At 60.5% G+C, this 23467-nt stretch carries 21 protein-coding genes and 1 pseudogene; 12 read left to right on the forward strand and 10 right to left on the reverse strand.

Features of this window, described 5'->3' with window-relative positions; genetic code table 11:
* Positions 1-130: 130 nt before the first annotated feature.
* Positions 131-1312 (forward strand): IS256 family transposase, encoded by a 1182-nt coding sequence (locus tag AWT76_RS05840; RefSeq protein ID WP_420493657.1) that lies wholly within the window; start codon positions 131-133, stop codon positions 1310-1312.
* Here the strand turns inward: AWT76_RS05840 and exaC are convergent.
* From exaC to AWT76_RS05870, 6 genes are all read right to left on the reverse strand, one after another.
* Entirely contained in the window at positions 1278-2798 is a 1521-nt protein-coding gene (exaC, locus tag AWT76_RS05845; RefSeq protein ID WP_072245513.1) for an acetaldehyde dehydrogenase ExaC, read from the reverse strand. The genes AWT76_RS05840 and exaC overlap by 35 nt on opposite strands.
* A gap of 132 nt (positions 2799-2930) precedes the next feature.
* Positions 2931-3467, reverse strand: coding sequence for an SEL1-like repeat protein (locus tag AWT76_RS05850; RefSeq protein WP_072245514.1), 537 nt, complete (start codon positions 3465-3467; stop codon positions 2931-2933).
* 15 nt (positions 3468-3482) lie between these two features.
* A complete protein-coding gene (locus AWT76_RS05855) occupies positions 3483-4277 on the reverse strand; it encodes an ABC transporter permease (protein WP_072245515.1) in 795 nt (264 codons plus the stop codon).
* Positions 4274-5005: an ABC transporter ATP-binding protein gene (locus tag AWT76_RS05860; RefSeq protein ID WP_072245516.1), complete on the reverse strand. Its 732-nt coding sequence runs from the start codon at positions 5003-5005 to the stop codon at positions 4274-4276. The genes AWT76_RS05855 and AWT76_RS05860 overlap by 4 nt, the downstream gene beginning before the upstream one ends.
* Positions 5005-5979, reverse strand: a complete 975-nt coding sequence (locus AWT76_RS05865; RefSeq protein ID WP_072245517.1) for a PQQ-dependent catabolism-associated beta-propeller protein — start codon at positions 5977-5979, stop codon at positions 5005-5007. Before AWT76_RS05865 ends, AWT76_RS05860 begins: the two co-directional genes overlap by 1 nt.
* Before the next feature lie 11 nt (positions 5980-5990).
* On the reverse strand, positions 5991-7160 hold the full coding sequence (locus tag AWT76_RS05870) for an ABC transporter substrate-binding protein (protein ID WP_072245518.1): 1170 nt from the start codon (positions 7158-7160) through the stop codon (positions 5991-5993).
* 147 nt (positions 7161-7307) lie between these two features.
* Between AWT76_RS05870 and AWT76_RS05875 the strand changes: the two genes are divergently transcribed.
* The 4 genes from AWT76_RS05875 (at position 7308) to AWT76_RS05890 (ending at position 10029) form a co-directional block, all read left to right on the forward strand.
* Positions 7308-7736 (forward strand): cupredoxin domain-containing protein, encoded by a 429-nt coding sequence (locus tag AWT76_RS05875; protein ID WP_072245519.1) that lies wholly within the window; start codon positions 7308-7310, stop codon positions 7734-7736.
* Positions 7737-7761: 25 nt separating this feature from the next.
* Positions 7762-8286 (forward strand): hypothetical protein, encoded by a 525-nt coding sequence (locus tag AWT76_RS05880; RefSeq protein WP_072245520.1) that lies wholly within the window; start codon positions 7762-7764, stop codon positions 8284-8286.
* Between the two features lie 109 nt (positions 8287-8395).
* The gene (gene pedF / locus AWT76_RS05885; RefSeq protein ID WP_342667159.1) at positions 8396-9109 is read left to right on the forward strand and encodes a cytochrome c-550 PedF; all 714 of its coding nucleotides are present in this window, start codon (positions 8396-8398) and stop codon (positions 9107-9109) included.
* 23 nt (positions 9110-9132) lie between these two features.
* Positions 9133-10029: a transporter substrate-binding domain-containing protein gene (locus tag AWT76_RS05890; RefSeq protein ID WP_072245522.1), complete on the forward strand. Its 897-nt coding sequence runs from the start codon at positions 9133-9135 to the stop codon at positions 10027-10029.
* Between the two features lie 45 nt (positions 10030-10074).
* Here AWT76_RS05890 and AWT76_RS05895 read toward each other — a convergent pair whose 3' ends face one another.
* The 3 genes from AWT76_RS05895 to AWT76_RS05905 all read right to left on the reverse strand — a co-directional run bounded on the left by AWT76_RS05895 (position 10075) and on the right by AWT76_RS05905 (position 12451).
* Positions 10075-10668, reverse strand: a complete 594-nt coding sequence (locus AWT76_RS05895; RefSeq protein WP_072245523.1) for an ABC transporter ATP-binding protein — start codon at positions 10666-10668, stop codon at positions 10075-10077.
* Positions 10665-11399, reverse strand: a complete 735-nt coding sequence (locus AWT76_RS05900) for an ABC transporter permease (protein WP_072247519.1) — start codon at positions 11397-11399, stop codon at positions 10665-10667. The genes AWT76_RS05895 and AWT76_RS05900 overlap by 4 nt, the downstream gene beginning before the upstream one ends.
* A gap of 80 nt (positions 11400-11479) precedes the next feature.
* Positions 11480-12451 (reverse strand): ABC transporter substrate-binding protein, encoded by a 972-nt coding sequence (locus AWT76_RS05905; RefSeq protein ID WP_072245524.1) that lies wholly within the window; start codon positions 12449-12451, stop codon positions 11480-11482.
* A gap of 212 nt (positions 12452-12663) precedes the next feature.
* On the opposite strand from AWT76_RS05905, the gene AWT76_RS05910 reads away from it, so the two are divergent.
* The 3 genes from AWT76_RS05910 (at position 12664) to AWT76_RS05920 (ending at position 17543) form a co-directional block, all read left to right on the forward strand.
* Entirely contained in the window at positions 12664-14409 is a 1746-nt protein-coding gene (locus AWT76_RS05910; protein ID WP_072245525.1) for a PQQ-dependent methanol/ethanol family dehydrogenase, read from the forward strand.
* Positions 14410-14529: 120 nt separating this feature from the next.
* A complete protein-coding gene (locus tag AWT76_RS05915; RefSeq protein WP_072245526.1) occupies positions 14530-16623 on the forward strand; it encodes a 4Fe-4S binding protein in 2094 nt (697 codons plus the stop codon).
* Positions 16620-17543, forward strand: coding sequence for an FAD:protein FMN transferase (locus AWT76_RS05920; protein WP_072245527.1), 924 nt, complete (start codon positions 16620-16622; stop codon positions 17541-17543). The genes AWT76_RS05915 and AWT76_RS05920 overlap by 4 nt, the downstream gene beginning before the upstream one ends.
* An 863-nt stretch (positions 17544-18406) precedes the next feature.
* Here the strand turns inward: AWT76_RS05920 and AWT76_RS05925 are convergent.
* Positions 18407-19564: pseudogene (locus tag AWT76_RS05925) on the reverse strand (IS3 family transposase).
* Between the two features lie 376 nt (positions 19565-19940).
* Here AWT76_RS05925 and AWT76_RS05935 point away from each other — a divergent pair.
* Genes AWT76_RS05935 through AWT76_RS05950 form a run of 4 tightly spaced genes read left to right on the forward strand, consistent with a single transcriptional unit; the run spans position 19941 to position 23354 of the window.
* Complete coding sequence (locus AWT76_RS05935; protein WP_141655893.1) at positions 19941-20468, forward strand: DUF2975 domain-containing protein; 528 nt, start codon at positions 19941-19943, stop codon at positions 20466-20468.
* Positions 20468-20677 carry a helix-turn-helix domain-containing protein gene (locus tag AWT76_RS05940; protein ID WP_072245530.1) on the forward strand — a complete coding sequence of 70 codons (210 nt, stop codon included), beginning with the start codon at positions 20468-20470 and terminating at the stop codon, positions 20675-20677. Before AWT76_RS05935 ends, AWT76_RS05940 begins: the two co-directional genes overlap by 1 nt.
* Before the next feature lie 23 nt (positions 20678-20700).
* Entirely contained in the window at positions 20701-21999 is a 1299-nt protein-coding gene (locus tag AWT76_RS05945; protein ID WP_072245531.1) for a peptidase M16 family protein, read from the forward strand.
* The gene (locus AWT76_RS05950; protein ID WP_072245532.1) at positions 21996-23354 is read left to right on the forward strand and encodes a M16 family metallopeptidase; all 1359 of its coding nucleotides are present in this window, start codon (positions 21996-21998) and stop codon (positions 23352-23354) included. Before AWT76_RS05945 ends, AWT76_RS05950 begins: the two co-directional genes overlap by 4 nt.
* Positions 23355-23467 lie beyond the last annotated feature (113 nt).

Consider the following 23467-nt stretch of genomic DNA (forward strand, 5'->3'; position numbering starts at 1 on the left):
AAATCTGCCTGATGATCCCGCTGAATTGCGCGCGATGATCGCGGCTTTGCAGGCAGAAAATGCCCGGATCGCAGCAGAGAACGCCAAGATATCGGCGACGTTGCGCGTCCATGATCAGCTGATTCAGGCACTGCTTGGCGACGCCGGGCTGATGAAAGAGCTGAAGATCAAGCTCATGGAGCGGATGCTGGGGGCCGAACTGACTGCGCATCTTGGCTATGAAGAAGGCGAGAGTGCGCCGTCGAGCCAATCCAATCGCCGCAACGGGACATCAGCCAAGGTGCTGAAAGGGCAGGACGGGGAATTGCCGGTGGCGTTCCCCCGGGACCGCGACAGCAGCTTCGAGCCGGAGCTGGTGAAGAAGGGCCAGACCCGGATCGACGGGATGGATGACAAGATCATCGGGCTCTACGCCGCCGGGCTGACGGTGCGGGACATTCAGGCCCATCTGCTTGATCTCTATGGCCCGAAGGTGTCGCCTGACCTGATCAGCCGCGTCACCGACGCGGTGCTGGACGAGGTCCGGGAATGGCAAAGCCGCGCGCTGGAGCGGATGTATCCCATCGTGATCTTTGACGCGCTACGGGTGAAGAGCCGCGATGCCGACAGCCGGACGGTCAAGAACATGGCGGTTTACGTGGCCCTTGGCGTCACCCGCGACGGGAGCCGCGAAGTCCTGGGCTTGTGGATCGCTGAGAACGAGGGCGCCAAATTCTGGCTTTCGGTGATGAACGAGCTGAAGAACCGGGGGCTCCAGGACATCCTGATCGCCGTCGTGGACGGTCTCAAGGCCTTCCCAGATGCGATCACGGCGGCCTTTCCTGAAACGCTGGTTCAGACCTGCATCGTGCATCTGGTGCGCCATAGCCTGAACTTCTGCTCCTGGAAGGATCGCAAGGCCGTGGCCGCTGACCTGCGCCGGATTTACAGCGCACCGACCGCCGATATGGCCGAGGCCGAGCTCGATGCCTCCGAGGGAAAATGGGCCGGAAAATACGCCTCAATCGTGCCGGCGTGGCGGCGGGCGTGGCAGGAGGTGATCCCGTTCTTCGCCTTCGACCCGGCCATCCGCAAGATCATCTACACCACGAATGCGATCGAAAGCCTGAACCGGGTGATCCGAAAATCCATTAAGACGCGCGGCTCGTTCCCGACCGTGGAGGCCGCCACAAAGCTGATCTATCACCAACTTTCCCGCGTTTCTTTAGAGCGTCGGCCCGGAGTCTGTGCAAGCCCCGCCCGTGGTGCGCGGGCGGAGCCAAAAATCATGTCAGGCGTCAGAAGAAGCCCAGTTTGTTCGGGTTGTAGCTGACCAGCATGTTCTTGGTCTGCTGGTAGTGGTCCAGCATCATCTTGTGGGTCTCGCGCCCGATGCCGGACTGCTTGTAGCCGCCGAAAGCCGCATGGGCAGGATAGGCGTGATAGTTGTTCACCCAGACGCGCCCAGCTTCAATCGCACGACCAAAGCGGTAAGCGCGCGTTCCGTCGCGGGTCCAGACACCAGCACCAAGGCCATACATGGTGTCATTGGCGATGGCCAAGGCTTCCTCATCGGTCTTGAAGGTCGTCACTGAAACGACAGGACCGAAGATTTCTTCCTGAAACACGCGCATCTTGTTATGGCCCTTCAGGATCGTCGGCTCGATGTAGAAGCCGCCCTCCAGATCGCCTTCCATTCTGGCCGAGGCCCCGCCGGTCAGCACTTCCGCGCCTTCTTCAACGCCAATGCTGAAATAGGACAGGATCTTCTCGTGCTGTTGCTGACTGGCTTGCGCGCCCAGCATCGTGGTCATGTCGCGCGGATCGCCCTGCTTGATCGCTTTCACACGCGCGATGCAGCGGGCGATGAATTCCTCGTAGATATCCTCATGGATCAGCGCGCGCGATGGGCAAGTGCAGACTTCGCCCTGATTGAAGGCGAACAGAACGAAGCCCTCGACCGCCTTGTCCAAATAGGCGTCATCTTCCGCCATGATATCTTTGAAGAAAATATTGGGGGATTTGCCGCCCAGTTCCAGCGTGACCGGGATCAGATTGACGGTCGCCGCTTCCATGATCTTGCGGCCCGTGGCGGTGGACCCGGTGAAGGCGATTTTGGCAATCCGGTTCGAGCGCGCCAGCGCATCACCGGCCTCTGCCCCCAGACCGTTGACGATATTCAGCACGCCTGCGGGCAGCAGATCAGCGATGACTTCCATCAGCACCAGAATTGCGGCAGGGGTCTGCTCGGCAGGTTTCAGCACGACGCAATTCCCCGCAGCCAAGGCAGGTGCGAGTTTCCAGGCCGCCATCAGGATCGAGAAATTCCACGGGATGATCTGGCCGACCACGCCCAGCGGTTCATGGAAATGATAGGCTACCGTGTCATTGTCGATTTCCGACATAGTGCCTTCCTGCGCGCGCAAGGTGCCCGCGAAGTAGCGGAAATGATCGACCGCCAGCGGAATATCGGCGGCAGTTGTTTCACGGATGGGCTTACCATTGTCCCATGTCTCGGAAGCTGCGATCAGGTCGAGGTTCTGCTCGATCCGGTCTGCGATGCGTAAAAGTGTATTCGCCCGTTCCGCCACGCTTGTCTGGCCCCAGGCGTCCTTGGCCGCATGCGCGGCATCCAGCGCCAAGTCGATATCGGCCTGATCGGACCGCGCAACCTCGCAGACTTTCTGGCCTGTGATGGGCGTGATATTGTCCATGTAGCGCCCGTTCACCGGGGCCACGAATTTGCCGCCGATAAAATTGTCGTAGCGCTGTTTGAAAGGCGATGTGACGCGGAAATCGGCCTGAGTCATCTGGTTCATGGGGTCTCTCCTCCTGAAAAGACTGCCCATCGGGGGCAGCATGCGCGCACCATATTCACGATGCCCGCGCATGTCTGCGCGACCATAGTCTACGCGACTTTGGTCGTAATTTTCTTCATTCTTAATAGATGTTTAGAACATCGGCGCGTATTTCCACGCATCTGCGTCCGGTGTAACCTCATCAAGGTCATAGCCAGCCGCTTGCAACCTTCTCGCGATGCCAAGTCCTTCATTTGCCGCGCGGTCCACCAGCGCGCGCCCGCCCTCGACATCGCGCGCGACACCGCGCCCGCGGATCATGTCGATGCCGTGGTTATAGATGCCCACCGCGTCGCCCATCTCGCCCGCCCGCCTGCTCCATTCCGTCGCGCGGTCGGGGTCTTCATCGGCGCCCAGACCGTTGTGATCAAGCTGGCTCATCCAGTTCATCGCCTGTGTCCAGCCCGCAGCGGCGCAGGCTTCAAAGATGATGCGCGCCTGTTCGTGGCGGCCCGCCTTGGTGGCCAGATAGCCGTTGGCACAGACCATCATGTCCACGTCCCCGCGCCTGGCGCGTTCAACCAACCGTTCCAGCGTCATTTCTTCGGGGTTTGTGGTGCCATATTGCGAGAAATCTTCTTCCGCGATGGCAGGCAGGGCCAGTAGCAGCAAAGGGGCAAGCAGTCGCATGTCAGATCCTCTCGGTCAGCGGGCTTTACGGGTCATGATACCACGGGCGGGGTCAAATCCCCAAAGGGCAAGCGCCATGAAGACGCCAAAGGTCAGCGCGACCCAGCCAAGGGCTTCAGTATTCAGCCGTAGATAAAGCGCGAAGCGGATCAGTTCGACCGCATGTGAAAACGGATTCCACGCGCAGATATCGCGCAAAAGGGTCGAGGATTCCGCCATGCGCCACAGTGGATAAAGCGCCGTCGACAGGAAAAACACCGGAAAGATGACAAAATTCATCACGCCTGCGAAATTCTCCAGCTGCCGGATGGTCGAGGCCAGAAACAACCCCACCGCCCCCAGCATCAGCCCCGACACCAGTAGCGCGGGCAAGACCCAGACATAGCCCATCGACGGCAGCTTGATGCCATAGAGATAGGCAATCCCAAGAAAGGCATAGACTTGCAGGATCGACACCAGCACCCCCGCCAAGAGCTTGCAGAACAAGAGCCACCAGCGCGGCAGCGGCGCGGTCAGCAAAAGCCGCATCGACCCCATTTCGCGGTCATAGACAAGGCTGAGCGCGGATTGCATCGCATTGAAAAGCTGGATCATCGCCACAAGGCCCGGGATGATATAGACCTCATAGGTGATATAGGTCTGATAGGGCGGGATGATCGACAGGCCAAGGGCGGCGCGAAAGCCAGCGGCGAAAACGATCAGCCAGACCAGCGGGCGCACAAGTGCTGCAAGGAATCGCTCGCGTTGGGTGACGAAACGTAGCGCTTCGCGCACAAGAATCGCAGTCATGGCGCGCAAGTAGAGGCTCATGCGGCGGTGTCCTCGGTCAGTGCCATGAAATGCGCGGCAAGGCCATGTTCCGGGGTGATATCCTGTGCGCGACCGCGCTGCACGATCTGGCCTCGATGCAATATCAGCACGGTATCACCGGGGGTTACCTCATCCACCAGATGCGTGGCCCAGAGCACGGCCAGCCCATCGTCGCGCGTCAGCGCATGGACATGGGCGGTGATGCTGGCACGCGCGCGTGCGTCCAGCCCAACGGTCGGTTCATCCAGCAACAGCAGGCGCGGGCGGTGCATCAGCGCGCGCGCAATCTCCAGCCGCCGTCTGTGGCCGCCATTGAGATCGCGCGCCTTCTCTCGCGCGCGTTCCGCCATATCCAGCCGCTCCAGAACCTCGCCCGCGCGCAATGCAGCCTCGCGCCGCGACAGCCCGTGCAGCGCGCCGAAATAGGCCAGATTGCGCGCCACGCTCAGGTCCAGATCAAGCGTCATCTGCTGAAACACGACCCCCATGCGCGCCAGCGCCGCACGCGGGGCCGCCTGCAAATCCTGCCCCATCACGGCAATCTTTCCCTGTCGGGCCACAAACAGCCGCGTCAGCAGCGCAAAGAGCGTCGATTTGCCCGCCCCGTTGGGGCCAAGCAGGGCGCAGAATTCCCCCGGCTGAACGCAAAAAGAGACGCTTTGAAGCGCCTCTTTCCTGCCGTAGCGAAAGCTCAGTTCTGCAACTTCAAGCGCGGCAGGATCGCCCATCAGCTATCCGCAGGCCGATACGCCGCGCCCCATGGGAAGCGCCCTACCTTCACGGTCTTGACGGGCTCTTCGCGTTCCAGATCAATGATCGTCACATCGCCGGACACGCCATTCGTGGTAAACAGCTTGGTTTCATCATCCGAGATCGCCATGTGCCAGACACGACGACCCACCAGATGATAGCCCAGCACCTCGTAGGTTTCAGCATCCACGACGGCAATGTGGTTGGCCGGACCAAGGGCCACATAGGCGCGGCTCATGTCCTCGGTCAGCTTGAAACCCACAGGCTGCACATCATGGGGGTGCACATCGGGGATCTCAAAGCGGATTTCGGCCAGTTCTTCAAAGGTTTCCGTGTCAAACACATGCAGCCCACCGCCGATTTCGGCACTGACAAACAGGCGCTTGTCGTCGCTGGTGAATTCCGCATGGCGCGGGCGCGATCCGACCAGCGAGTTCTGGAAAATCTCGAAGGTTTCAGTGTTGATCCAATGCGCCATGTTGGTGGTTTCAGAGGTGGTGATGGCGATGGTGCCCGCGCGGTTGATGGCCTTGCCTTCAGGTTCCACCCCCACCGGAATTTGCGCGACGATCCGGCGATCCACAACATCCAGAACCGAGGTGATGTTGTCATCTTCGTTCGAGATATAGATATGGCGGTTGTCGGGATGCAGCGCAAAGGTTTCAGGGTTCTCGCCCGACGGCAGATTGTGCAAGATTTCGCGCGTGGCCACGTCGATCACCTGAATGGTGCTGTCATCGGATGCACAGAGATAGGCCACCTTGTGATCATGGCTGAACATGATCCCGCGCGGGCGCGCGCCGACCTCGATCGTCTCGATCACCTCCATCGTGGGCACATCAATGATGCTGATTGTGTTGTCGCGCTCGTTTGACACCCAGACTTCCTGCGCCATGGCCGGCCCGGCCATCAGGACACTCAGAGCAATCGCGGAAACTGTGCTGCGGATCATGTTATTTCCTTTCAGTCAAAGGCCTTGCAGGCCGTTTCAGGGCGGTCTCGCCCCAGCGTGTCAAGTGTGCTGACTTCGTGCAGAAAGCCGGGCATGGGCGTCATGGCCACAAGCGCGGTTTTTGTGGCAACGGGCATCGGCTGGCGCATCTGGCCGTTCCAGTCACGATAGGTGATCGCCGCGCCCTTGAAGGCGGCCAGTTCAAACGCATCACTCAGAATATAGTCGCGGAGCTCATTCGCATCATTGCTGCCGGTGCGCGTCACGGCCTCACCGACCGACCGCACAGCCGCCCAGGCGGCATAATCCACAGCGCCCATCGGGCGGTCGGCCAGCCGCTTGAAGCGCAGTTGTAACTGCGCCGCGCCATAGGCTTCCACGCGGTCTGACCACGCATCCGGGCGTGCGCCAGCGGACCCCGCCACAGGGCGCGGCTCCCATGCGTTGAATTCCAGAAACGGGCCGAAATCGCCTGCTTCATCGGCCACAAGCATCACATGATGGTTGGGGAAATCCTGTGTGAAAACCGGGAATTCCTGCCCGATATTGCGGCGCATGTCTGACGACATGTCCCATTCTTTTTCCGCTAGGATACGCGCGCCGAATTTGGTGGCGGAATTGCGCAGCGCCTCTGCGAATGCCATGTCACCCTCGCGCTGGCCTGTGATCATGACCAGATCGCTCCAGCGTTTCGTGACCAGAAACTGCATCAGCGCATCGGCGCGCATGGCGTAGCTGGGCATGGTGTGCAGGACATTGGCGCGGCAGTCACCTTCGCGCAGCGCTTCCACTTCAGCACTGGCGTTGAAGATCAGCGCGCCCTCGGCTTCGGGCAGGTCGGCCAGCGCCAGAAGCGCGTCCGCAGGGGCGTTGACAACGAGGATGCGATAGTCGCCTAACACGCTGCGCCCGGCCTCCAGCCAGTCATCTCCCATGGGCACGAGCACATCACTGACGCTGTAATTGTGCCCCATGAACCCGCCTGTCGTGATATTGTCGGCCAATCCCAGATGCGCCCCCATGCGGCCCAGATCCTCGGGGATCGGGTCCAGATTGGTCAGCACCGGCGGGCGTTCGACCTGAAGTTCCAGATAGGCAATCGGCACGTCGATATTTGCCAGCGCCGTGGTGGCAGCGAACGTGGCAAGGGTTGCGGGAATGGGCAGGGGAATATGTGTCATGGGGCCTCCTCCCAAAGGCTTCCATCACGCTAGCTGACGACTGCACTGGCGCGAAGTTGGACTTTGGTCCGATACACCATGGTCGTATTCCCGAAATCGCACGAAGCTGATTACGCTGCCCGGATCATGCAACCGGAGGAGACAGACATGACACGCATCACGACTTTGGCCGCAGCATCCCTGCTGGCCCTGACGAGCGCCGCACACGCCGTCGGGGGCGATCTCTCATCGCTGCCCGAACAGCTCGAAACCCTCGAAGTCGGCACCGGCGACAACGGCTTCGGGATGACGCCGAACGAATTCCAGATGCAGACTGGCAAAGCCTATCACCTGAACGTCAAGGCCGTGGGCTGGCACGAATGCAACTGGGAAGCCCCGTCCTTCTTCAAGAATTCATGGCTGCGCAAGATCGAGGCGGGCGGCATGGAAATCAAGGTCGCGCAGTTGAACGAGCTGGAAATGGACAGCGATGGCGAGGTCGATCTTTTCTTCGTGCCTATCCGTCCGGGCACCTACAGCTTTCATTGCCGGGGTTTGGAAGATCGCGGGATGAGCGGCTCGTTTGTTGTGGAATGATTGACCATTTCCTGAGGAGGTCAACATGACCCACCCCCACCGCCCGGTTCTGGCGGTGGCGTTGGCCTGTGCGATTGCCAGCCTGACGCCTGCCCATGCCGAGGAACACCCGGTTCTGGCCCATGCGGATTTCGACCGCGTATTTGCCATCACCACATTCGAGCATCGCATCTACCGGAGTGCCGAGCGCACAGCCTATCCCGATACTCTCGAACGCTTCGAAGACCTCTTTGCGCTGGGGGGGTATCGGATGGAGCCACCCAATGAGGAGAATGAATGGTATGCGCGGACCTATCTCTGGGCACCGTCCATGATGGTCATGCACCTCGGAGAAACGGTCCTTCTGGAGTTTTTCGGCATCAATGGCGAACAGCATCCGAGCGAAATCCGTGCTCCCGATGGTGCAGTAATCGCCGAGTTCGAGGTTGCCCGCGGCGAGATCGCGCAAGTTCCCTTCTCGCCGAACATGGCCGGAATTCATGAATTCGTCTCGACACAGCGCTTGCCGGGCATGGTTGGACAAATTCTTGTCCTGGACCGCGTTGAATGAAGCTGTATCTGTGGCGAATCTTATCCCTTCGTCGCATAGCCCATGGTCGAATAGCGCAGGCAATATGGCTTCGGTAGGGTCGTGCCAAGCTTCAAATACCGGAGGAAAGATGATGAAAACGCCCCTGACAACCGTGATAACCTCGACAGTTGCTCTGTGTCTGTCCGCCACCATGGCCCTTGCCCATGGTGATGTCGCACCGCAACCGGTGAACACGGAAGGCTTGCCCGAAATGACGGGCGGTTGGGAGTTTGAAAACCCGTTCCGTGACCCGGCGGGTGAGTATTGGGAACGCGCGCTGCGCATCGGGGACAGCGCTTACAACCAGAACTGCGCGCGCTGCCATGGGCTCGAAGTCGTGTCCGGCGGGTTGGCCCCGGATCTGCGCTTCCTGATGGCTGAAGAAATGGATGACGAATGGTTCATGGAGCGCATCCGCCGTGGTTCCGGTGATCGGATGCCCGCTTATGAGGACTTGATGAACCAACAGGCCATGTGGGCGATCCGCACCTTTATAGAGACCCGCCCCGACCCCGATGGTATCGTCGAATTCATTCCCCGACTGCGCGAAATTCGCGACGGGTTGCGCGACAAGCAGGAAGCCATTGCAGCGGGCACGGCAACCGAAGAGGACTACGCCGCCGAAATCAAGGCATTGCAGGCCGAGCTTATGGAAATCGCTCTGGCGGTGCCTACGATGTCAGGGGCGCCGAAGGCCGACAGTATTGCCCGGCGCGCGGCCGTTATTCTGGAACGCGGCGGCGAGCGCTTCTTGCGTGATGCAGATGAAACGCTAACCATCGGGCTGTCTGTCGCGCGCTAGACCGGATTAAAACGGAGATGTGAATGACATTCGGAACCTCCCTGTCAGCCCTGGTGCTGATGACTGTCCTGACCCTGACCGGGTCGGGACTTTTTGCCCGTGAATACCCGTCAGACGATTCAGGCCGCGACCGGGTCGGAATTGACTACGACTCGATCATCGAGCGCGGCTATATCGAGATCGGCGTCTATCAGGATTTTGCACCCTATTCGTGGCGCGATAGCGCGGGCCAGTTGGTCGGTGTCGATGTGGAACTTGCGCAACTGATCGCCGATGGTCTGGGGGTAGACCTGAGGGTAATTGATCTGCCAGCCGATGAAAATGTCGATACAGATCTGCGAAACTATGTCTGGCGTGGGCACTATATGGGGCAACGTGTGGTCAATGTGTTGATGCGCGTGCCCTATAACCGCGAACTGGACTACCGCAATGAACTGGCCGGATTGACCGGGCGCTATGCGCAAGAGCGTGTCGCCATTGCCTACCGGGTGTCAGAATATCCCGACGAGGCCCCGTGGCCGGGCAGCTTCACCTCGAAAACAGTCGCGGTGGAAAACCATAGTCTGCCGGATTTCTACCTGACCGGGTTGCAGCAGGGCGCGCTGATCCCCAATATTTCGCGTCGGCGCACGCTGGAAGAGGCGATTGCGCTGTTGCGCGATGGTGATGTGACAGCGGTGATGGGCATTCGGGCCCGGCTGGAGCATTTTCTGCGTGATGACCCGGAGTTTGCAGTCGAGAGCGGGCCGCTGCCCGGGCTGTCGATCGGGTCATGGCCCATCGGGATCGCCACGGCCTTTTACACCGCGCGGATGCTGAGCTATGAAGTCGATGATATTCTCACAGCCGCAGTCCGCGATGGTCGGGTCGAGGCGATCTACCGTGCGCATGGCCTGACCTGGGACGCGCCTGGTCGGTGAGCGGGTGTGTGCCGGTTGAGTTTGGGCGCGTGCTGAGCACATAGCCTACACGCGTTGTTCTGCGTCCTGAGCCGAGAGTACAATCTGTCGTGTGGCAAGGCGATCCGCTTCCGCGCGCGCATGAGTGACAAACACGGTTGCAGGGCGTTGCTCTGCAAGGACGCTTTCGGTAAGTGCCAGCATATCTGTCACCAGAGCTTCGTCTAACGACACAAACGGTTCATCCAGCAACAGAATATCGGGCTTGGCCGCATATGCACGCGCCAGTGACAGGCGGCGTTGCTGGCCAAGCGACAACTGCCCCGGAAACAGCGCCCCCTTACCCGCCAGCCCGACCCTCGCAAGCGCCGCTTCGGCCTTCGCGGCCTCTACGCCCGCGGTCAGCCGCAGATTGTCCAGCACTGAGCGCCAGGGCATCAGGACAGGTTCCTGAAACACCATTGCAAGACGCCCCTCGGTCCGGATCTGGCCGTCAAATTTTGTATCCAACCCCGCGATCAGGCGCAGAAGCGTCGATTTGCCCACACCCGATGGCCCCAGCACCGCCAGAACCTCGCCGCGCGCAACCTGAAAGGTCAAGTCGCGCAGGACAGTGGCAGCGCCGAAGCGCTTGAATCGGATGGCGACCTGAAGGCTCATGCGTCTCTCCAGCGCCGTGCGCGGGCCTCCAGCGGTTGCAGGATCAGCGTTTCAATCGCCAGCATCACCGCGATGAAGCTCAGTGCATAGACCATCACCATGGTGACATCGAACATCTGGAAATACAGGTGGATCTTGAAGCCGACCCCCTGTCCACGTCCCAGAAATTCCACCACCAACACGATTTTCCAGATCAGGCTCAGACCAGAGCGCGCTGTCGAGGCCAGATGCGGCGCAAGCTGGGGCAACAGGATATGGCGCAGGCGCGCCATGTGCGACATGCCGAAAACCTGCGCCATATCGGCAAGCGGGCCGTTCAGCGCGCGCGCGCCTTCGCGCATCATCGCGGTGACCAGCGGGATCTTGTTGATCGCCACGGCCACAATCGCGGCGGTTTCATTCAGCCCGATCCACAAGAAACACAGCACGATCACCACCAGCGCAGGCAGGTTCAGGAAAAACACCAGCCACGGATCAAGCCAGCGGTTCAGCCGGGGCATCAGCCCCATCAGTATCCCAAGCACCAGCCCCAGCGACATCGCGGCCAAGAAAGCCAGCGCGACACGCCACAGCGTTGCGCCAAGATGCGTCCAGAGCACGCCCGACAGAGCCTCGGCCCCAAGACGGGGCAGCACGATTTGCGGACCAGGTAACACTATCGGGTCCGATTTGAGCCAGGCCAGCGCCCACCAGAAGATCAGCAAGCCCGAAAGCGATAGCACGCGCACCATCCCATCAGACAGCGAGCGGGATGCTGTCACAACGTCCAGCCCGCCTGCAACACTGGACTTGTCGCTCAGCGCCACGTCGCTTACGACCCCAGCAGCACGAACACACCTTCGGGCAGATCAGTGGCCGTGCCGACAAGGTCTTCGCCGCCAAGTTCGACCATCAGCCGGAACATCGCACGCGCCGATCCTTCGTCAACTGGCCCGGCTTCTGGAATGCCGGCACGCCACCCTGCGACAAGGCTTTGATATTCCGCCTCATCAGCCGCATTCATCATCGGGCGGAGCCGGTCCCAGTCAGCCTCTTTGCTGTCCAGAAATGTCTTTGCCGCGCGCGACGCTTTGGCGAAGGCTTCCACCAGCTCAGGTTGTTCGGCCACCAGTGCCGATTGCACCACATACCCCAGAAGCGGCATGGCCGGGTCCATGCCAAGAGCTTCTGCAGCCTCTGCGACCGAAATCAGATGGCGCATGCCTGCGGCTTCCTGCTTGGCCATGAAATGCCAGAAATTGATCGCTCCGCCCATCTCGCCTGACCGCGCGGTCTGGAAAATCAATGGCGGTGCGCCATAGACCTGTTCGGTCTCGGCCAAGAGATCAAAGCCCTGTTGTGCTGCATAGGCGCGCAGGATGATCCAGCTTTTGTCATTCGGACCGCCTGCAATGCCGATCTTGGTGCCGGTCAGATCCCTCAAGGCTTGCGCGTTGCTGTCCTGCGGCACCATCACACCGCCCACAGCGCGGCTATAGGGAATGAAGGTGATATCATGACCCGCCACGCGCTGCCGGGCGACCCAGATCCAATCATCAACGATCACATCGACCTCGCCGCCCCGAAAGGCGATTTGGCCTGCCGCCTTGCCCGCAACCTCCTGAACCTCCAGCCGGAAGCCATGCGCTTCGTCGAAGCCGTGATGGCGGATGGTGTCAAGCTCCCATGCCACTGTGCCGCCCGCCTGGCTTGCGATCGTCAGCACAGGCAATTCCGCCAATGCCGGGGTCACGGCAACGGCCAACATAAGGGTCGCGCGTTTCAGGCTTCTGAATAGTGTCATGGTCTTTCCTCCCGATCCGATGCAGGCAGCCTATGCGCAGATGGCCCCGCGGACTATTCGACCAAAGACCAACGGAGGCGGCTTGGTGCATTAAACGCTTGTTAGACGAAAGGCCAATTTCGCAATCCTCACGGTTTCGCGATACTTCCCGACACTGAATTGCCGCGCTTTGCCGATTTCCGGCCATGCCCGGCCTGTTGGGAGGAATAAGGATGAACAGATTTCTGCTGGCCGTGTGCGCCGGGATCATGGCAGCGCCGATGGCCATGGCCCAGGTCACGGAGGCCGATCTTGCGCAAGATGACGTGGTGACAACCAGCGTTCTGACCAATGGCATGGGCCGCCACATGCAGCGCTACAGCCCGCTCGATCAGATCAACAAGGACACAGTGCAAAACCTGTTCCCGGCCTGGACCTTCAGCTTCGGGGGCGAACGCCAGCGCGGACAGGAAAGCCAGCCGCTGATCTATGATGGCGTGATGTATGTCACCGGCTCCTACAGTCGCGTGTTTGCGCTGGATGTGAAAACAGGGCGTAAACTGTGGCAATATGATGCGCGCCTGCCCGAAGGGATTCTGCCCTGCTGTGATGTGATCAACCGTGGGGCTGCGATCTATGGCGACAATATCTATTTCGGCACGCTGGACGCGCGTATCGTGGCGCTGAACCGCGAAACCGGGGCTGTGGTCTGGAACAAGCGCATTGCCGATTACCGCGAAGGCTACAGCTACACGGCCGCGCCCCTTATCGTGAACGGGCTGGTCATTACCGGCAATTCAGGCGGTGAATTTGGCATTGTCGGTGCAGTCGAGGCTCGGGACGCCGAAAACGGTGATCTGGTCTGGCGGCGTCCGGTGATCGAGGGTCACATGGGTGAACTTAACGGCGAAGAAAGCACCATGACCGGCACGCTGAACGCCTCATGGCCCGGTGATCTTTGGAAGACGGGGGGTGGCGCGCCTTGGCTGGGCGGCACCTATGATGCCGAAACCGACACGCTGATTTTCGGCACCGGCAACCCCGCGCCTTGGAACAGCCACCTGCGCGAAGGCGACAACCTTTATGCAGCCAGCCGTGTGGCGCTTGATCCGGCCACAGGCGAAATCAAGTGGCATTTCCAGACAACCCCTTGGGAAGGCTGGGATTATGACGGTGTGAACGAAGTCATTCCCTTCACTGATGCGAATGGCAACGGGCGGCTGGCCACCGCAGATCGCAACGGCTTTTTCTACCTGCTGAACCGCGAGGACGGGGCCTTTGTCGATGCGATGCCGTTTGTCGAGGAAATCAGCTGGGCCAGTGGCATTGGTGAAGATGGCCGCCCGATCTACAACCCGGACAACCGTCCCGGCAACCCGGCAGACTCGGCAGATGGCGAACGTGGTGAAGTTGTCTGGGCGGTGCCGGGCTTCCTTGGTGGCAAGAACTGGCAGCATATGGCCTATTCGCAGCGCACCGGCTATTTCTATGTGCCCGCGAATGAATGGGGAATGGATATCTGGAACGAGCCGATCACCTACCGTCAGGGCGCGGCTTACCTTGGTGCGGGCTTCACCATCAAACCGCTGTTTGAAGACCATATCGGCGCGCTGAAGGCGATTGACCCCAACACGATGGAAATCAAGTTTCAGGTCAACAATGCCGCACCGCTCTGGGGCTCGGCCATGGCCACGGCAGGCGGGCTGGTTTTCTACGGCACGCCAGAGGGCTATATCAAGGCCATCGACGATGAAACAGGCGATGTCGTCTGGCAGTATCAGACAGGCTCCGGTGTGGTGGGCCAGCCGATCACTTGGGAAGATGAAGATGGCGTGCAATGGCTATCGGTCGTGTCCGGCTGGGGCGGGGCTGTGCCGCTCTGGGGGGGCGAAGTCGCGCAACAGGTTGCTTATCTGAATCAGGGCGGGTCGGTCGTGACCTTCCGCATCCCTGACGCGCTTCTGGCCTCGGCGGATTGATTCTGCCCTTGATATGATCTGCAACGACCCCGGCCCAGTGGCCGGGGTCTTTTTTCCGTCCCGCCACCATAGCCGAAAGTCGCATATGCGCAGGCGCGACCCTCACATATCCTGACCCTCATGCTGACGATGCTGCGCCTCCTGATCCTGTCCTTGCTGCTTGCTCTGCCCGCGCGGGCGCAAGTGCTGACGCCGGAGCAGATGCAGGCCCATGTACCGCCGCCTTTCGGTCTGGGCGAGGCGCTCAATGACAAGGGGCTTTACCGTGTCGTCAATTCCGGTGGCGCGCCTGCGGGCTATGCCTTCACCACCCAGCCCTATGCGCCCCTGCCGGGCTTTGCGGGCGCCCCCGTCAATGCGCTGGTCGTGCTGGACCGGGAAGGCACCTTCGTCACAGTGCGCGTGGTCCATCACAATGAGCCGATCTTCATTTCCGGCATGGGCGAAGGCCCGTTTCGCGAGTTTTTCGAGCAGTATGCCGGCAAGTCGATCTGGTCGCCCATGACCATCGGCACGCCCTATGGCGGCGCGGATGCAGGCTCGTCGCTGGTCGCGCTCGACGGGATCACAAAGGCCACCGCCTCGGTGCGGATTGCGCATGAATCGATCATGGCCGCCGCCCACGCGGTCGCGCGCGAACATATGCAGGGCCGGGTTGCCGCACCCGCCGCGCGGCCCGATTTCGACCATGACGAGCCGCTGACATGGGCCGATCTGGTCGAACAGGGGCTGGCCAGCCATCTGCGCGTCACAAATGCCGAGATCGACGCCATGTTTCAGGGCACGCGCTGGGCCTATTCCGATCCAGTCGCGGAGTCTGACCCCGATGGGCTGTATCTCGACCTGTGGCTGGTCGATGTGACCCCGCCCGCACTGGCCCGCGCGGCGCTCGATCAGGGCACGATCGACCAGATGACACGGTTTCGCGGTGTCGCGCCCACCGATGAATTCCTGCTCGTGATCGATGCTGGCCGTCATGGGCTGGTCAGCGACACCTTCGTGCGCAATACCTCGCCCGATCAGATCAAGGCCGAACAGGGCGGCTTTCCCATCGCGCTGCGCGACGCCGATTTTCTGGTCGATCTCGCCCCGGATGCGCCCGAAGGCACCGCCATGATCCTGCGCACCGACCGGCGGCTGGGCTTCAACCCCGCCGAGCCTTACACCCTGATCATTGAGGCTGTGCGTGAACATGGCTTCATCACGCCCGAAATCGGGCGGGTGGAGCTTGAACTGGAGCACCAGACTGATGATCGCTTCTTCCTGCGCGAAAAAGTCGTCACGCCCATGCCGCCCTGGCTGGAAGCGCTCTATAATCGCCAGATTGACCTGATCGCGCTGGCAATCGGCCTTGCCGCGCTGGTCTGGGCGCTTGGTGCACGGATGAACCGCTTCGCAGGCTGGCGCCATTTCACGCCCGCGCGCCTGCTGATCCTGGCCGTCATGACAGGCTTTGTGGGGTTCTGGGGGCAGGGGCAATTGTCCATCGTGACACCGCTAGGCGTGCTGCGCACCGCCCTTGAAGGCGGCACATATACATTCCTGCTTTATGACCCGTTCTCGCTGATGGTCTGGGCGGCGGCAGGGCTTGGCTTCGTGCTCTGGGGTAGGGGGCTGTTTTGCGGCTGGCTATGCCCCTTTGGCGCGTTGCAGGAATTCGCGCATCACTTCGGCCGCGCGCTGCGCCTGCCACAGATCAATCCGTCCGCTGCATGGGACAAGAGACTGAAATCACTGAAATATGTGGCCCTTGGTGGTTTGGTCGGTCTGGTTGCCTTCGCGCCGCAGCATGTCGATACTGCTGCTGAAATCGAGCCCTTCAAGACCGCAATAAGCGTGTTTTTCGTCCGGGAATGGGTTTTTGTGGCCTATGCCGTGTTCTGGCTCGCGCTTGGAATGGTGTTGTTCAAGGGCTTTTGCCGCTACCTCTGCCCGCTTGGAGCCGTCATGGCCATCGGCGGGCTGATCCGCGGGCGCAACTGGATCGCACGGCGCAAGGAATGTGGCAGCCCGTGCCAGCTTTGTCGGGTGAAATGCCAGTATGGCGCAATCGAGAAATCCGGCAAGATCGCCTATTCCGAATGTTTCCAATGCCTTGACTGCGTGGCCATCCATGACGATGAAAAACGCTGCGTGCCGCTGGTTCTGGCCGCGCGCCGCGCCGGACGACCAACCCCTGACCTCTCTGCCCCACCGCATGAGGCCCCGGCATGAGCACGCTGTCGCGCCGTCGCCTGCTCAGCATCGCCGCCTGCGCCGCTTTGGCCGCGTCCAGCCGCAGTGAGCCATTGCCGCGCCTGACATGGCACGGCGTGGCCTTCGGCGCAGATGTGTCGATCACGCTGGACGGGCCCGAAGAGATAACCCGCCCCGCGCTGGCCCGTGCGCGCCACGAGATCGAAGCCCATGAGCGCCGCTTCAGCCTGTTCCGGCTCGACTCCGATCTGGTGCGCCTGAATGCGCAAGGGGGCTTGCCTGATCTGGATGCGCGCTGGCGAAACCTGCTGACCCTTTGCGATCAGTTGCACCACGCGACCAATGGCGCGTTCGACCCCACGATCCAGCCGCTGTGGCATGCCCATGCGTTCGGAGGTGATGTCGAGGCAGCCCGCGCGCTGGTCGGATGGCGGCGCTTGGCGCTTCCAACCCCGATGCAGCGTGGCCTGCATCTGGATGCAGGGCAGGCGCTGAGTTTCAACGGCATTGCACAAGGAGCCGCGACGGATGCCGTCAGGGACAGTCTGAAAGCCTCTGGATTGACCCGCGTGATGATCGATATTGGCGAGGTGGCAACGCTGGGCGGGCCATGGCGCATCGGTCTGTCCGATCCCACGGCAGGCCATTTTGCAACGCTGAAGCTGAAGGATATGGCGCTTGCTGTCTCCAGCCCGGCGGCGTTGCGCCTTGGTGCGGGTGCATATCATATTTTGCATCCCAAGGGCGATTTGCGCCCGCGCTGGTCAAGCGTGGCCGTGGCCGCGCGGTCTGCCGCTGTCGCGGACGGGCTTTCCACAGCGGGCTGTTTCATGCGCGCGGCAGAGCTTCAGCGTTGCGCCCGCCAATTGCCACAGGTCCATCAGGTGCTTGTGGCCCATGGGCAGGGGAACGAGCGTGCATTTTCGATCCCGCTTTGAGATGAGAACGGCAGTGCAAAAGTTAGCCACGAAAGAGGCGTGATAATCTCGCTTCGGGCAGCGTAGAATGTTGCCACTTTGGCCCGTACGTCCAACAGCAGAAGAACAAAGTGTCAATTTGGTCCTCTGGTTAGGCGCCGAAGAAAAGATCGCAGGTCTGAAGAATCGCGGGAACTTGCAAGCTTCTGATCTGGAGAAGAAACTTGAAGAAAGCCTACCCGTCGAGCTTGTTGACAAGATTGACATTGTGGTTCTCGATCCTGCTAGTCGCTCAAGCCATGAATCATTGCAACCGCGTTTGAAAGGCGGCCTTAGCGAAGTATGCGGCAGCTTGGATCAGCTCGACCGACCGGAATGGGCCGGGTGCGTTGATCCTGACATCGCCATCGCAGGGGGCTGTAAAGGGAAGGGCCGTCATGGTGAATTCATCGTCAGTGTTCTCTCGCCCTCGCCTTCCGCCTATCCGCCAGATTTTCGATGTTGTCCTCGGTGGCGATCAGGTTGGGGCATGAATCCGAAGCCGTCCAGACCGTTTTTCGCTGATCAACTGGGTCAACCAAGATCAAAAGGGCAGCCATTCATTCAACGGAAAATCCCCAAAACAGGAAAAGCCCCAAACAAAAGACAATCCATCCAAAAACAGGGTTCACGGGTCCAGCACGTTGCTGGTCGCAGCGATAAGTCCAAGCCGTCAGGCGAGGGTTTATCGCGAGGAGGGGTCGAGGGGGTATCCCCCTCGCGAACGAAGTTTTTGCGGCCTCGGGGTACCCGTGGCTGCAAAAACAATAGTGAGTAATCCTCCGGGCAATCCCTGAAAATTTCTCTGAGCTACTCCCCAAACCTTGGACAGTTTTCAGCGTAATTTAAGCTACTCTTTGCTCCTGCTGATCGGTTTGGTTTCTGTCTTCTCTCAGCCAATAGACCGCGGCTGGTGGTCTGCCGCCAAGGGCGGAGTATGGGCGTTTTCGGTGGTAGAACTCGATCCAACTTCCGACGCCCGCCTTTGCCTCTGACCCTGTTTCCCAGGCATGCAGGTAGACGCACTCGTATTTCAGGCTCCGCCAGAGCCGTTCCACGAAGATGTTGTCAAGGAACCGGCCTTTGCCATCCATCGAGATGCGCACGCCGGATCGGCGCAGCCGGTCGGTCCAGGCAAATGACGTGAACTGCGAACCTTGATCCGTGTTCATGATCTCGGCGGGCCGAAGCGGTAGATCGCCTCGTTTAGCGCCTCGACGCAGAAGTCAGCCTCCAACGTATCAGATATCCGCCAGGCCAGCACCTTGCGGGTGTGCCAGTCCATGATGGCGACCAAATACAAAAAGCCTCGCTGCATCGGAAGAGAAGATAGGTGATGTCGGCGGCCCAGACCTGGTTTGGGCGGATCACGCGCAGCCCTTTCAGCAGGTCGGGGTAGGTCTTATGCCCCATCGCCGACTTGCTGGTGTTGGGCTTCTGGTAGATCGGCATGAGCCCCATCAACCGCATGAGCCGGCGGATGCGCTTCTCGTTGACCAGATGACCCTCGTTGCGAAGGTGCCAGGTCATCTGCCGCACCCCGAAGAACGGCGTTTCCAGGAACTGCTCGTCGATCTGGCGCATCAGCACCAGGTTCAGCGCCGTCTCACCCGTGGGCTGGTAGTAAAACGTCGACCGCGAGATCGACAGCAGTTTGCACTGTTTGTCGATCGACAGGTCGGGATTGGCGGGCTCAACCATCTTCCTTCTCACCTTCCGGTCCACGGCTTGAGCTTTCTGGACAAAAAATCGTTGGCCACAGCCAGCTCCCCGATCTTGGCGGGCAGCTCCTTGACCTGCTCCTCGTCAATCTCGGGGGCCTTCTTGCCGCCACGTTCGAACACGCCGGATGCGCCTTCCAGCAACGCCCGCTTCGAGGTGTGGATCATCGTCGGATGAATCCCGAACCGGCTTGCCAGCTCGGCCACCGTTTGCTCGCTCTTCAGCGCCTCAAGCGCCACCTTCGCCTTGAACTCAGGCGAATGCTGCTTTCGTTTCGACATCTCTGATCTCCTTCTCATCAAAGATCAGCAGACAGCAAATCATAGCTTACGTCAGGGTCGGGTTTTCGGGGGGTAGCTCAACCATCATCACCCATCTGAAGCACAATCCAACCTACCGTTTTAAAACAACTTGCCAGTTCTCATCTTCTACCGCCACGGTGCGCCACTTTCACACATGCAAAAGACTTGCCGAAATGCGCCTGTGGGGGCGGTTGCCTGCGTGGGTAGGTGTGTCGTTTGGCCCCGGCGCGATCCACTTCCATGGAACGCATAAATTTTGCGAACACGCGTGGGATTCGGGCTTGTCGGGGCCGAAGAGTTCACGCATTCTGCAATCATTAATTATCGTTAAACATGAATTTTTTAGGACGATGTGATGCAGCGCATTCAGTATATGGCGACCGCGCTTTTACCCGTAATGGGGGTATTCTGCCTGTTTTACATCTTCGTGACCGGGCATGACGCGCTGGATCAGGCGCTGTGGTCGCCCGACCGTTGGTATGAAAGCCGCTATGCCGATCCTGCCGCGCAAATCACGGCGTTTACGCGCGGTGTTGCGGCCGTGCTATGGGTGTTGCCGGTGATCGCGGGGTTGGCCGCAGTCTTCATGGCGATTTATGTGTTAAACCTTGTGCGGCAGGGCGTCTTGTTCGACGAACGCATTGCGCGCGGCTTTCGTTTCGCGGGTTTGGCCACGGCCTTGTCGGGCGGCCTTGGGCTGCTGATGGTGTGCCTCGCCCCGATGATCTTTTCGTGGCACAACCCGTCCGGGCCGCTGGCGCCGCGATTTTATTTTCATTCTGACACGGCTGGGCTGATCGTTTGCGGGGCCATGTTCTGGCTTGTCGGCTGGATCATGCGCGAGGCGATTCGCATCGCAAATGACAACGAAGGTTTTGTCTGATGCAGATCATCGTCCGGCTGGATGTGATGCTGGCCAAGCGCAAGATGAAATCCAAGGATTTGGCCGAGCATATCGGCATCAGCACCCAGAACCTGAGCCTGCTGAAAACTGGTCAGGTGCGCGGTATTCGGTTTGAAACGCTGGCGAAGATCTGCGCCGCGCTTGAATGCCAACCGGGCGACCTGCTGGAGGCTGTCCCCGAAGAGTAACCCGTAATTTCTAGGTGATTTCAATGATCTATTTCAAGAGACTGCTTCCTGTTGCCCTTGGCCTTGCCCTGCTTGCGGGGGCAGCGTGGTATATGGCGCAGCCCATCAGGGCCATCAATCATCACATCACCCCCACAGATACCCCCGGACGGGTCGAGGTCATCTTGAGCATTGCGCGGCCCTTTGACCCCGGCGAACAGGTTGGTCTTGCCCATTATGCCGAACATTTGGCGTGGTATAGCGCCCTTGGGGCAGATGCGCGGGGGCCGGACCGGCATTCGGGCGCATGGACCAGCCCATATACTGTTTTCTACAGCCTTGGCGGCAAGACAGAGGATTTGGCCCAACTGACCGCCACCTTGGCGCGCGTGTTCGACCCGATCGCGCTTGACCCGCGCTTTGCCGAGGAAGAGCGCGAGATCATCCATCGCGAATATCAGATGCATCACGGGCAGCGTATCTCGTGGCGGGCGGATGAAGCGCTGTCGGCGATCCTGCACGAAGGCACACGGCTTGGCCCGTCGGTTATAGGCGCACCTGCGGACATAGATGCGCTGACCTATGATGCTGCACGCGATTACCACCGCGCCACGCACCGCCCCGAACATGCGGTTTTTCTGTTTCGTGGCGATGTCGGGCGGGTGCAGGTCTGGCGCGCCTTGATGGGTCTGCAATTGGAGGTGACGGGCCAAGCCCATACCCCATCCGCTTACCAAATGGGGCCAGAACTGGTGCATCTGGCCGAATTTCCCGACGAACGCGCGGCACCGCGCATGATCTGGCGGCGGGTGGTGGCGTTGGATGTGCCCGTACCGTTCGACCTGTTGACGGCGCAGCTTGACCACCTGCGCGACATGCTTGACACCAATCTGCCCGGCGGGCTTGCAGGCCCTTTGCGCTTTGATGCGCGGATCGCGCGCGACTACCAGCTCACTCTGACCGCGCATGATGAAAGCCATATCGAGATGCGCTTTCAGGCCAGCCCCGATGCGGATGTCAGCCTGACAGAGTTGCGCGCCGCATTCGAGGCGACGCTGGCTGAAAGCGCCGCGCGTGGCATTCCCGGTCCGACCTATCAGCGCGTGAAGAAGCGGATGAAAGGCTATTGGCATAACTGGGGCGACCGCGAGTCCAGCCGCAGTTGGATGGCCGACTATACCTTGAACCGCGCGCTGGCACTGCGCGCGCCGCAATCCAAACGCGCGTTGCGACAGATCGCGCCAGATATCACCCGCGACAGCCTGAACAGCCTGCTTGCGGCGCTGGCAGGCCCCGGTCGCACCGCCATAGCTTTTATTGCCCCACAGGAGTTTTTGAAATGATCCGTTTCGCCCTTGCCCTGCCGCTTGTCCTTGGACTGTCCTTTTGCGCGGGGGACACGACGCCTGTCGCGTCCGAGCAGACCAGCCCGAATGGCACACCCTATCGCCTGATCCAGATGCGCGGCAATGAGTATGCCGCCATTTTTGCCGCATGGCCCAGCGATTGGGGCTGGCGGTCGGGGCATAACCCGGTGGCCGCCTATGTCGGGGCCGATCTGATCCTTGCAGGCGGTGCAGAGGGCTACCCCGCTGGCGATGTTGTCGAGCGCTTCGCCGATATGGATGGCGAGGGGCGATTGTTCGCAACATCAGACCATCTGTATGGTCGCGTGGTCAGCAGGAAACAGGATTTCGACGAAGCCATCACTATTGCCAATGCGCATCTGACCCGCCCCAGCCTTGACGCGGATTGGTTCGACCGCATTCGCACCGGGCTTGCGCAGAACATGTCGGAAGCCCGATCGCAGCCCAGCCACCAAGGGTTTGATGCCTTGCGTTGGGCCGTGATGGGGGATCATCCGCTGCGCGCGCTGTTGTCATTGGATGACTGGGCGCAGTTCGACGCGCTGACGCTTGAGGATGTGCGCAACTGGCACAGCGGCACTGTGATCGCGCAGCCAGAGGCCGTTATCGTCATCGGCGATCTGTCGCCGGACAGGGCAGGCGCGGCACTGGACCGGCTATTGGCTGGTTTGCCCGCAGGCCAGCCGGGCACGCGCGACATGACGTTGGATTATCGCCCGCGCCAGATTTTGCTGCATCTGCCCAACGCGACAGAGGCGCATCTTGCCTTTATCGCGCCCTTGCCTGCCACGCGCCACGGCGGCGATCTGGAAGATCTGCTCCTTACCACCGCGCTCGGGGCAAGCGAAGACAGTGTTCTGTTTGCCGCTGTGCGCGATGGTTTGCGCGCAAGCTACAGCTTTGACGCCGGGGTCGGAAACTACACGCGCGAGAACCGCTTTCTGGTTATGACCGGCGCGCTGGATGCGACCAAACTGGCCGAGGCTGTTGACGTGGTGCACAGCGCCTATGCAGGCTTTCGCGAGGCTGGCCCAGAGGGCCAGATTGAAGACCTTGTCGCGCCCTATCGCGCCGCGTTCGAGCAAAACCAAGACTATGTTGTGGATCAGGGCGGGATGGAACTGGAAACAACCTTGGACGGTTTTGCCGCCGGGCATTCCTTGTCGATGGTTGCAATGAGTGATGCGCTCACCACGGCCAGCTTGCGCGACCGGTTGCAAGGCCATTGGCCACAGGCGCAGGATTTCGTCATCTTGGCCGTCTCTCCCGAAGCGGATGCGCTGCCGGGGGCATGCGTGATTGCAAAAGCTGAAGACGCGAAAGACTGCTGACGTTCGTAGACCAGACCTAAACTGCCCCGGCAGGCAAAACCACCAGCCTGCCGGGGCAACAAGGCGTCACATCACCATGGTCGGTGGGTGTTGACCGCAGGTTCGCCTATGCG

It is taken from the genome of Roseibaca calidilacus, assembly GCF_001517585.1.
GTDB lineage: Bacteria > Pseudomonadota > Alphaproteobacteria > Rhodobacterales > Rhodobacteraceae > Roseinatronobacter > Roseinatronobacter calidilacus.

Coding starts and splice junctions, on each gene's coding strand:
- exaC (WP_072245513.1), bottom strand. CDS start 2,798: ATGAACCAGATGACTCAGGCCGATTTCCGCGTCACATCGCCTTTCAAA.
- AWT76_RS05850 (WP_072245514.1), bottom strand. CDS start 3,467: ATGCGACTGCTTGCCCCTTTGCTGCTACTGGCCCTGCCTGCCATCGCG.
- AWT76_RS05855 (WP_072245515.1), bottom strand. CDS start 4,277: ATGAGCCTCTACTTGCGCGCCATGACTGCGATTCTTGTGCGCGAAGCG.
- AWT76_RS05860 (WP_072245516.1), bottom strand. CDS start 5,005: ATGGGCGATCCTGCCGCGCTTGAAGTTGCAGAACTGAGCTTTCGCTAC.
- AWT76_RS05865 (WP_072245517.1), bottom strand. CDS start 5,979: ATGATCCGCAGCACAGTTTCCGCGATTGCTCTGAGTGTCCTGATGGCC.
- AWT76_RS05870 (WP_072245518.1), bottom strand. CDS start 7,160: ATGACACATATTCCCCTGCCCATTCCCGCAACCCTTGCCACGTTCGCT.
- AWT76_RS05875 (WP_072245519.1), top strand. CDS start 7,308: ATGACACGCATCACGACTTTGGCCGCAGCATCCCTGCTGGCCCTGACG.
- AWT76_RS05880 (WP_072245520.1), top strand. CDS start 7,762: ATGACCCACCCCCACCGCCCGGTTCTGGCGGTGGCGTTGGCCTGTGCG.
- pedF (WP_342667159.1), top strand. CDS start 8,396: ATGATGAAAACGCCCCTGACAACCGTGATAACCTCGACAGTTGCTCTG.
- AWT76_RS05890 (WP_072245522.1), top strand. CDS start 9,133: ATGACATTCGGAACCTCCCTGTCAGCCCTGGTGCTGATGACTGTCCTG.
- AWT76_RS05895 (WP_072245523.1), bottom strand. CDS start 10,668: ATGAGCCTTCAGGTCGCCATCCGATTCAAGCGCTTCGGCGCTGCCACT.
- AWT76_RS05900 (WP_072247519.1), bottom strand. CDS start 11,399: ATGGTGCGCGTGCTATCGCTTTCGGGCTTGCTGATCTTCTGGTGGGCG.
- AWT76_RS05905 (WP_072245524.1), bottom strand. CDS start 12,451: ATGACACTATTCAGAAGCCTGAAACGCGCGACCCTTATGTTGGCCGTT.
- AWT76_RS05910 (WP_072245525.1), top strand. CDS start 12,664: ATGAACAGATTTCTGCTGGCCGTGTGCGCCGGGATCATGGCAGCGCCG.
- AWT76_RS05915 (WP_072245526.1), top strand. CDS start 14,530: ATGCTGACGATGCTGCGCCTCCTGATCCTGTCCTTGCTGCTTGCTCTG.
- AWT76_RS05920 (WP_072245527.1), top strand. CDS start 16,620: ATGAGCACGCTGTCGCGCCGTCGCCTGCTCAGCATCGCCGCCTGCGCC.
- AWT76_RS05935 (WP_141655893.1), top strand. CDS start 19,941: ATGCAGCGCATTCAGTATATGGCGACCGCGCTTTTACCCGTAATGGGG.
- AWT76_RS05940 (WP_072245530.1), top strand. CDS start 20,468: ATGCAGATCATCGTCCGGCTGGATGTGATGCTGGCCAAGCGCAAGATG.
- AWT76_RS05945 (WP_072245531.1), top strand. CDS start 20,701: ATGATCTATTTCAAGAGACTGCTTCCTGTTGCCCTTGGCCTTGCCCTG.
- AWT76_RS05950 (WP_072245532.1), top strand. CDS start 21,996: ATGATCCGTTTCGCCCTTGCCCTGCCGCTTGTCCTTGGACTGTCCTTT.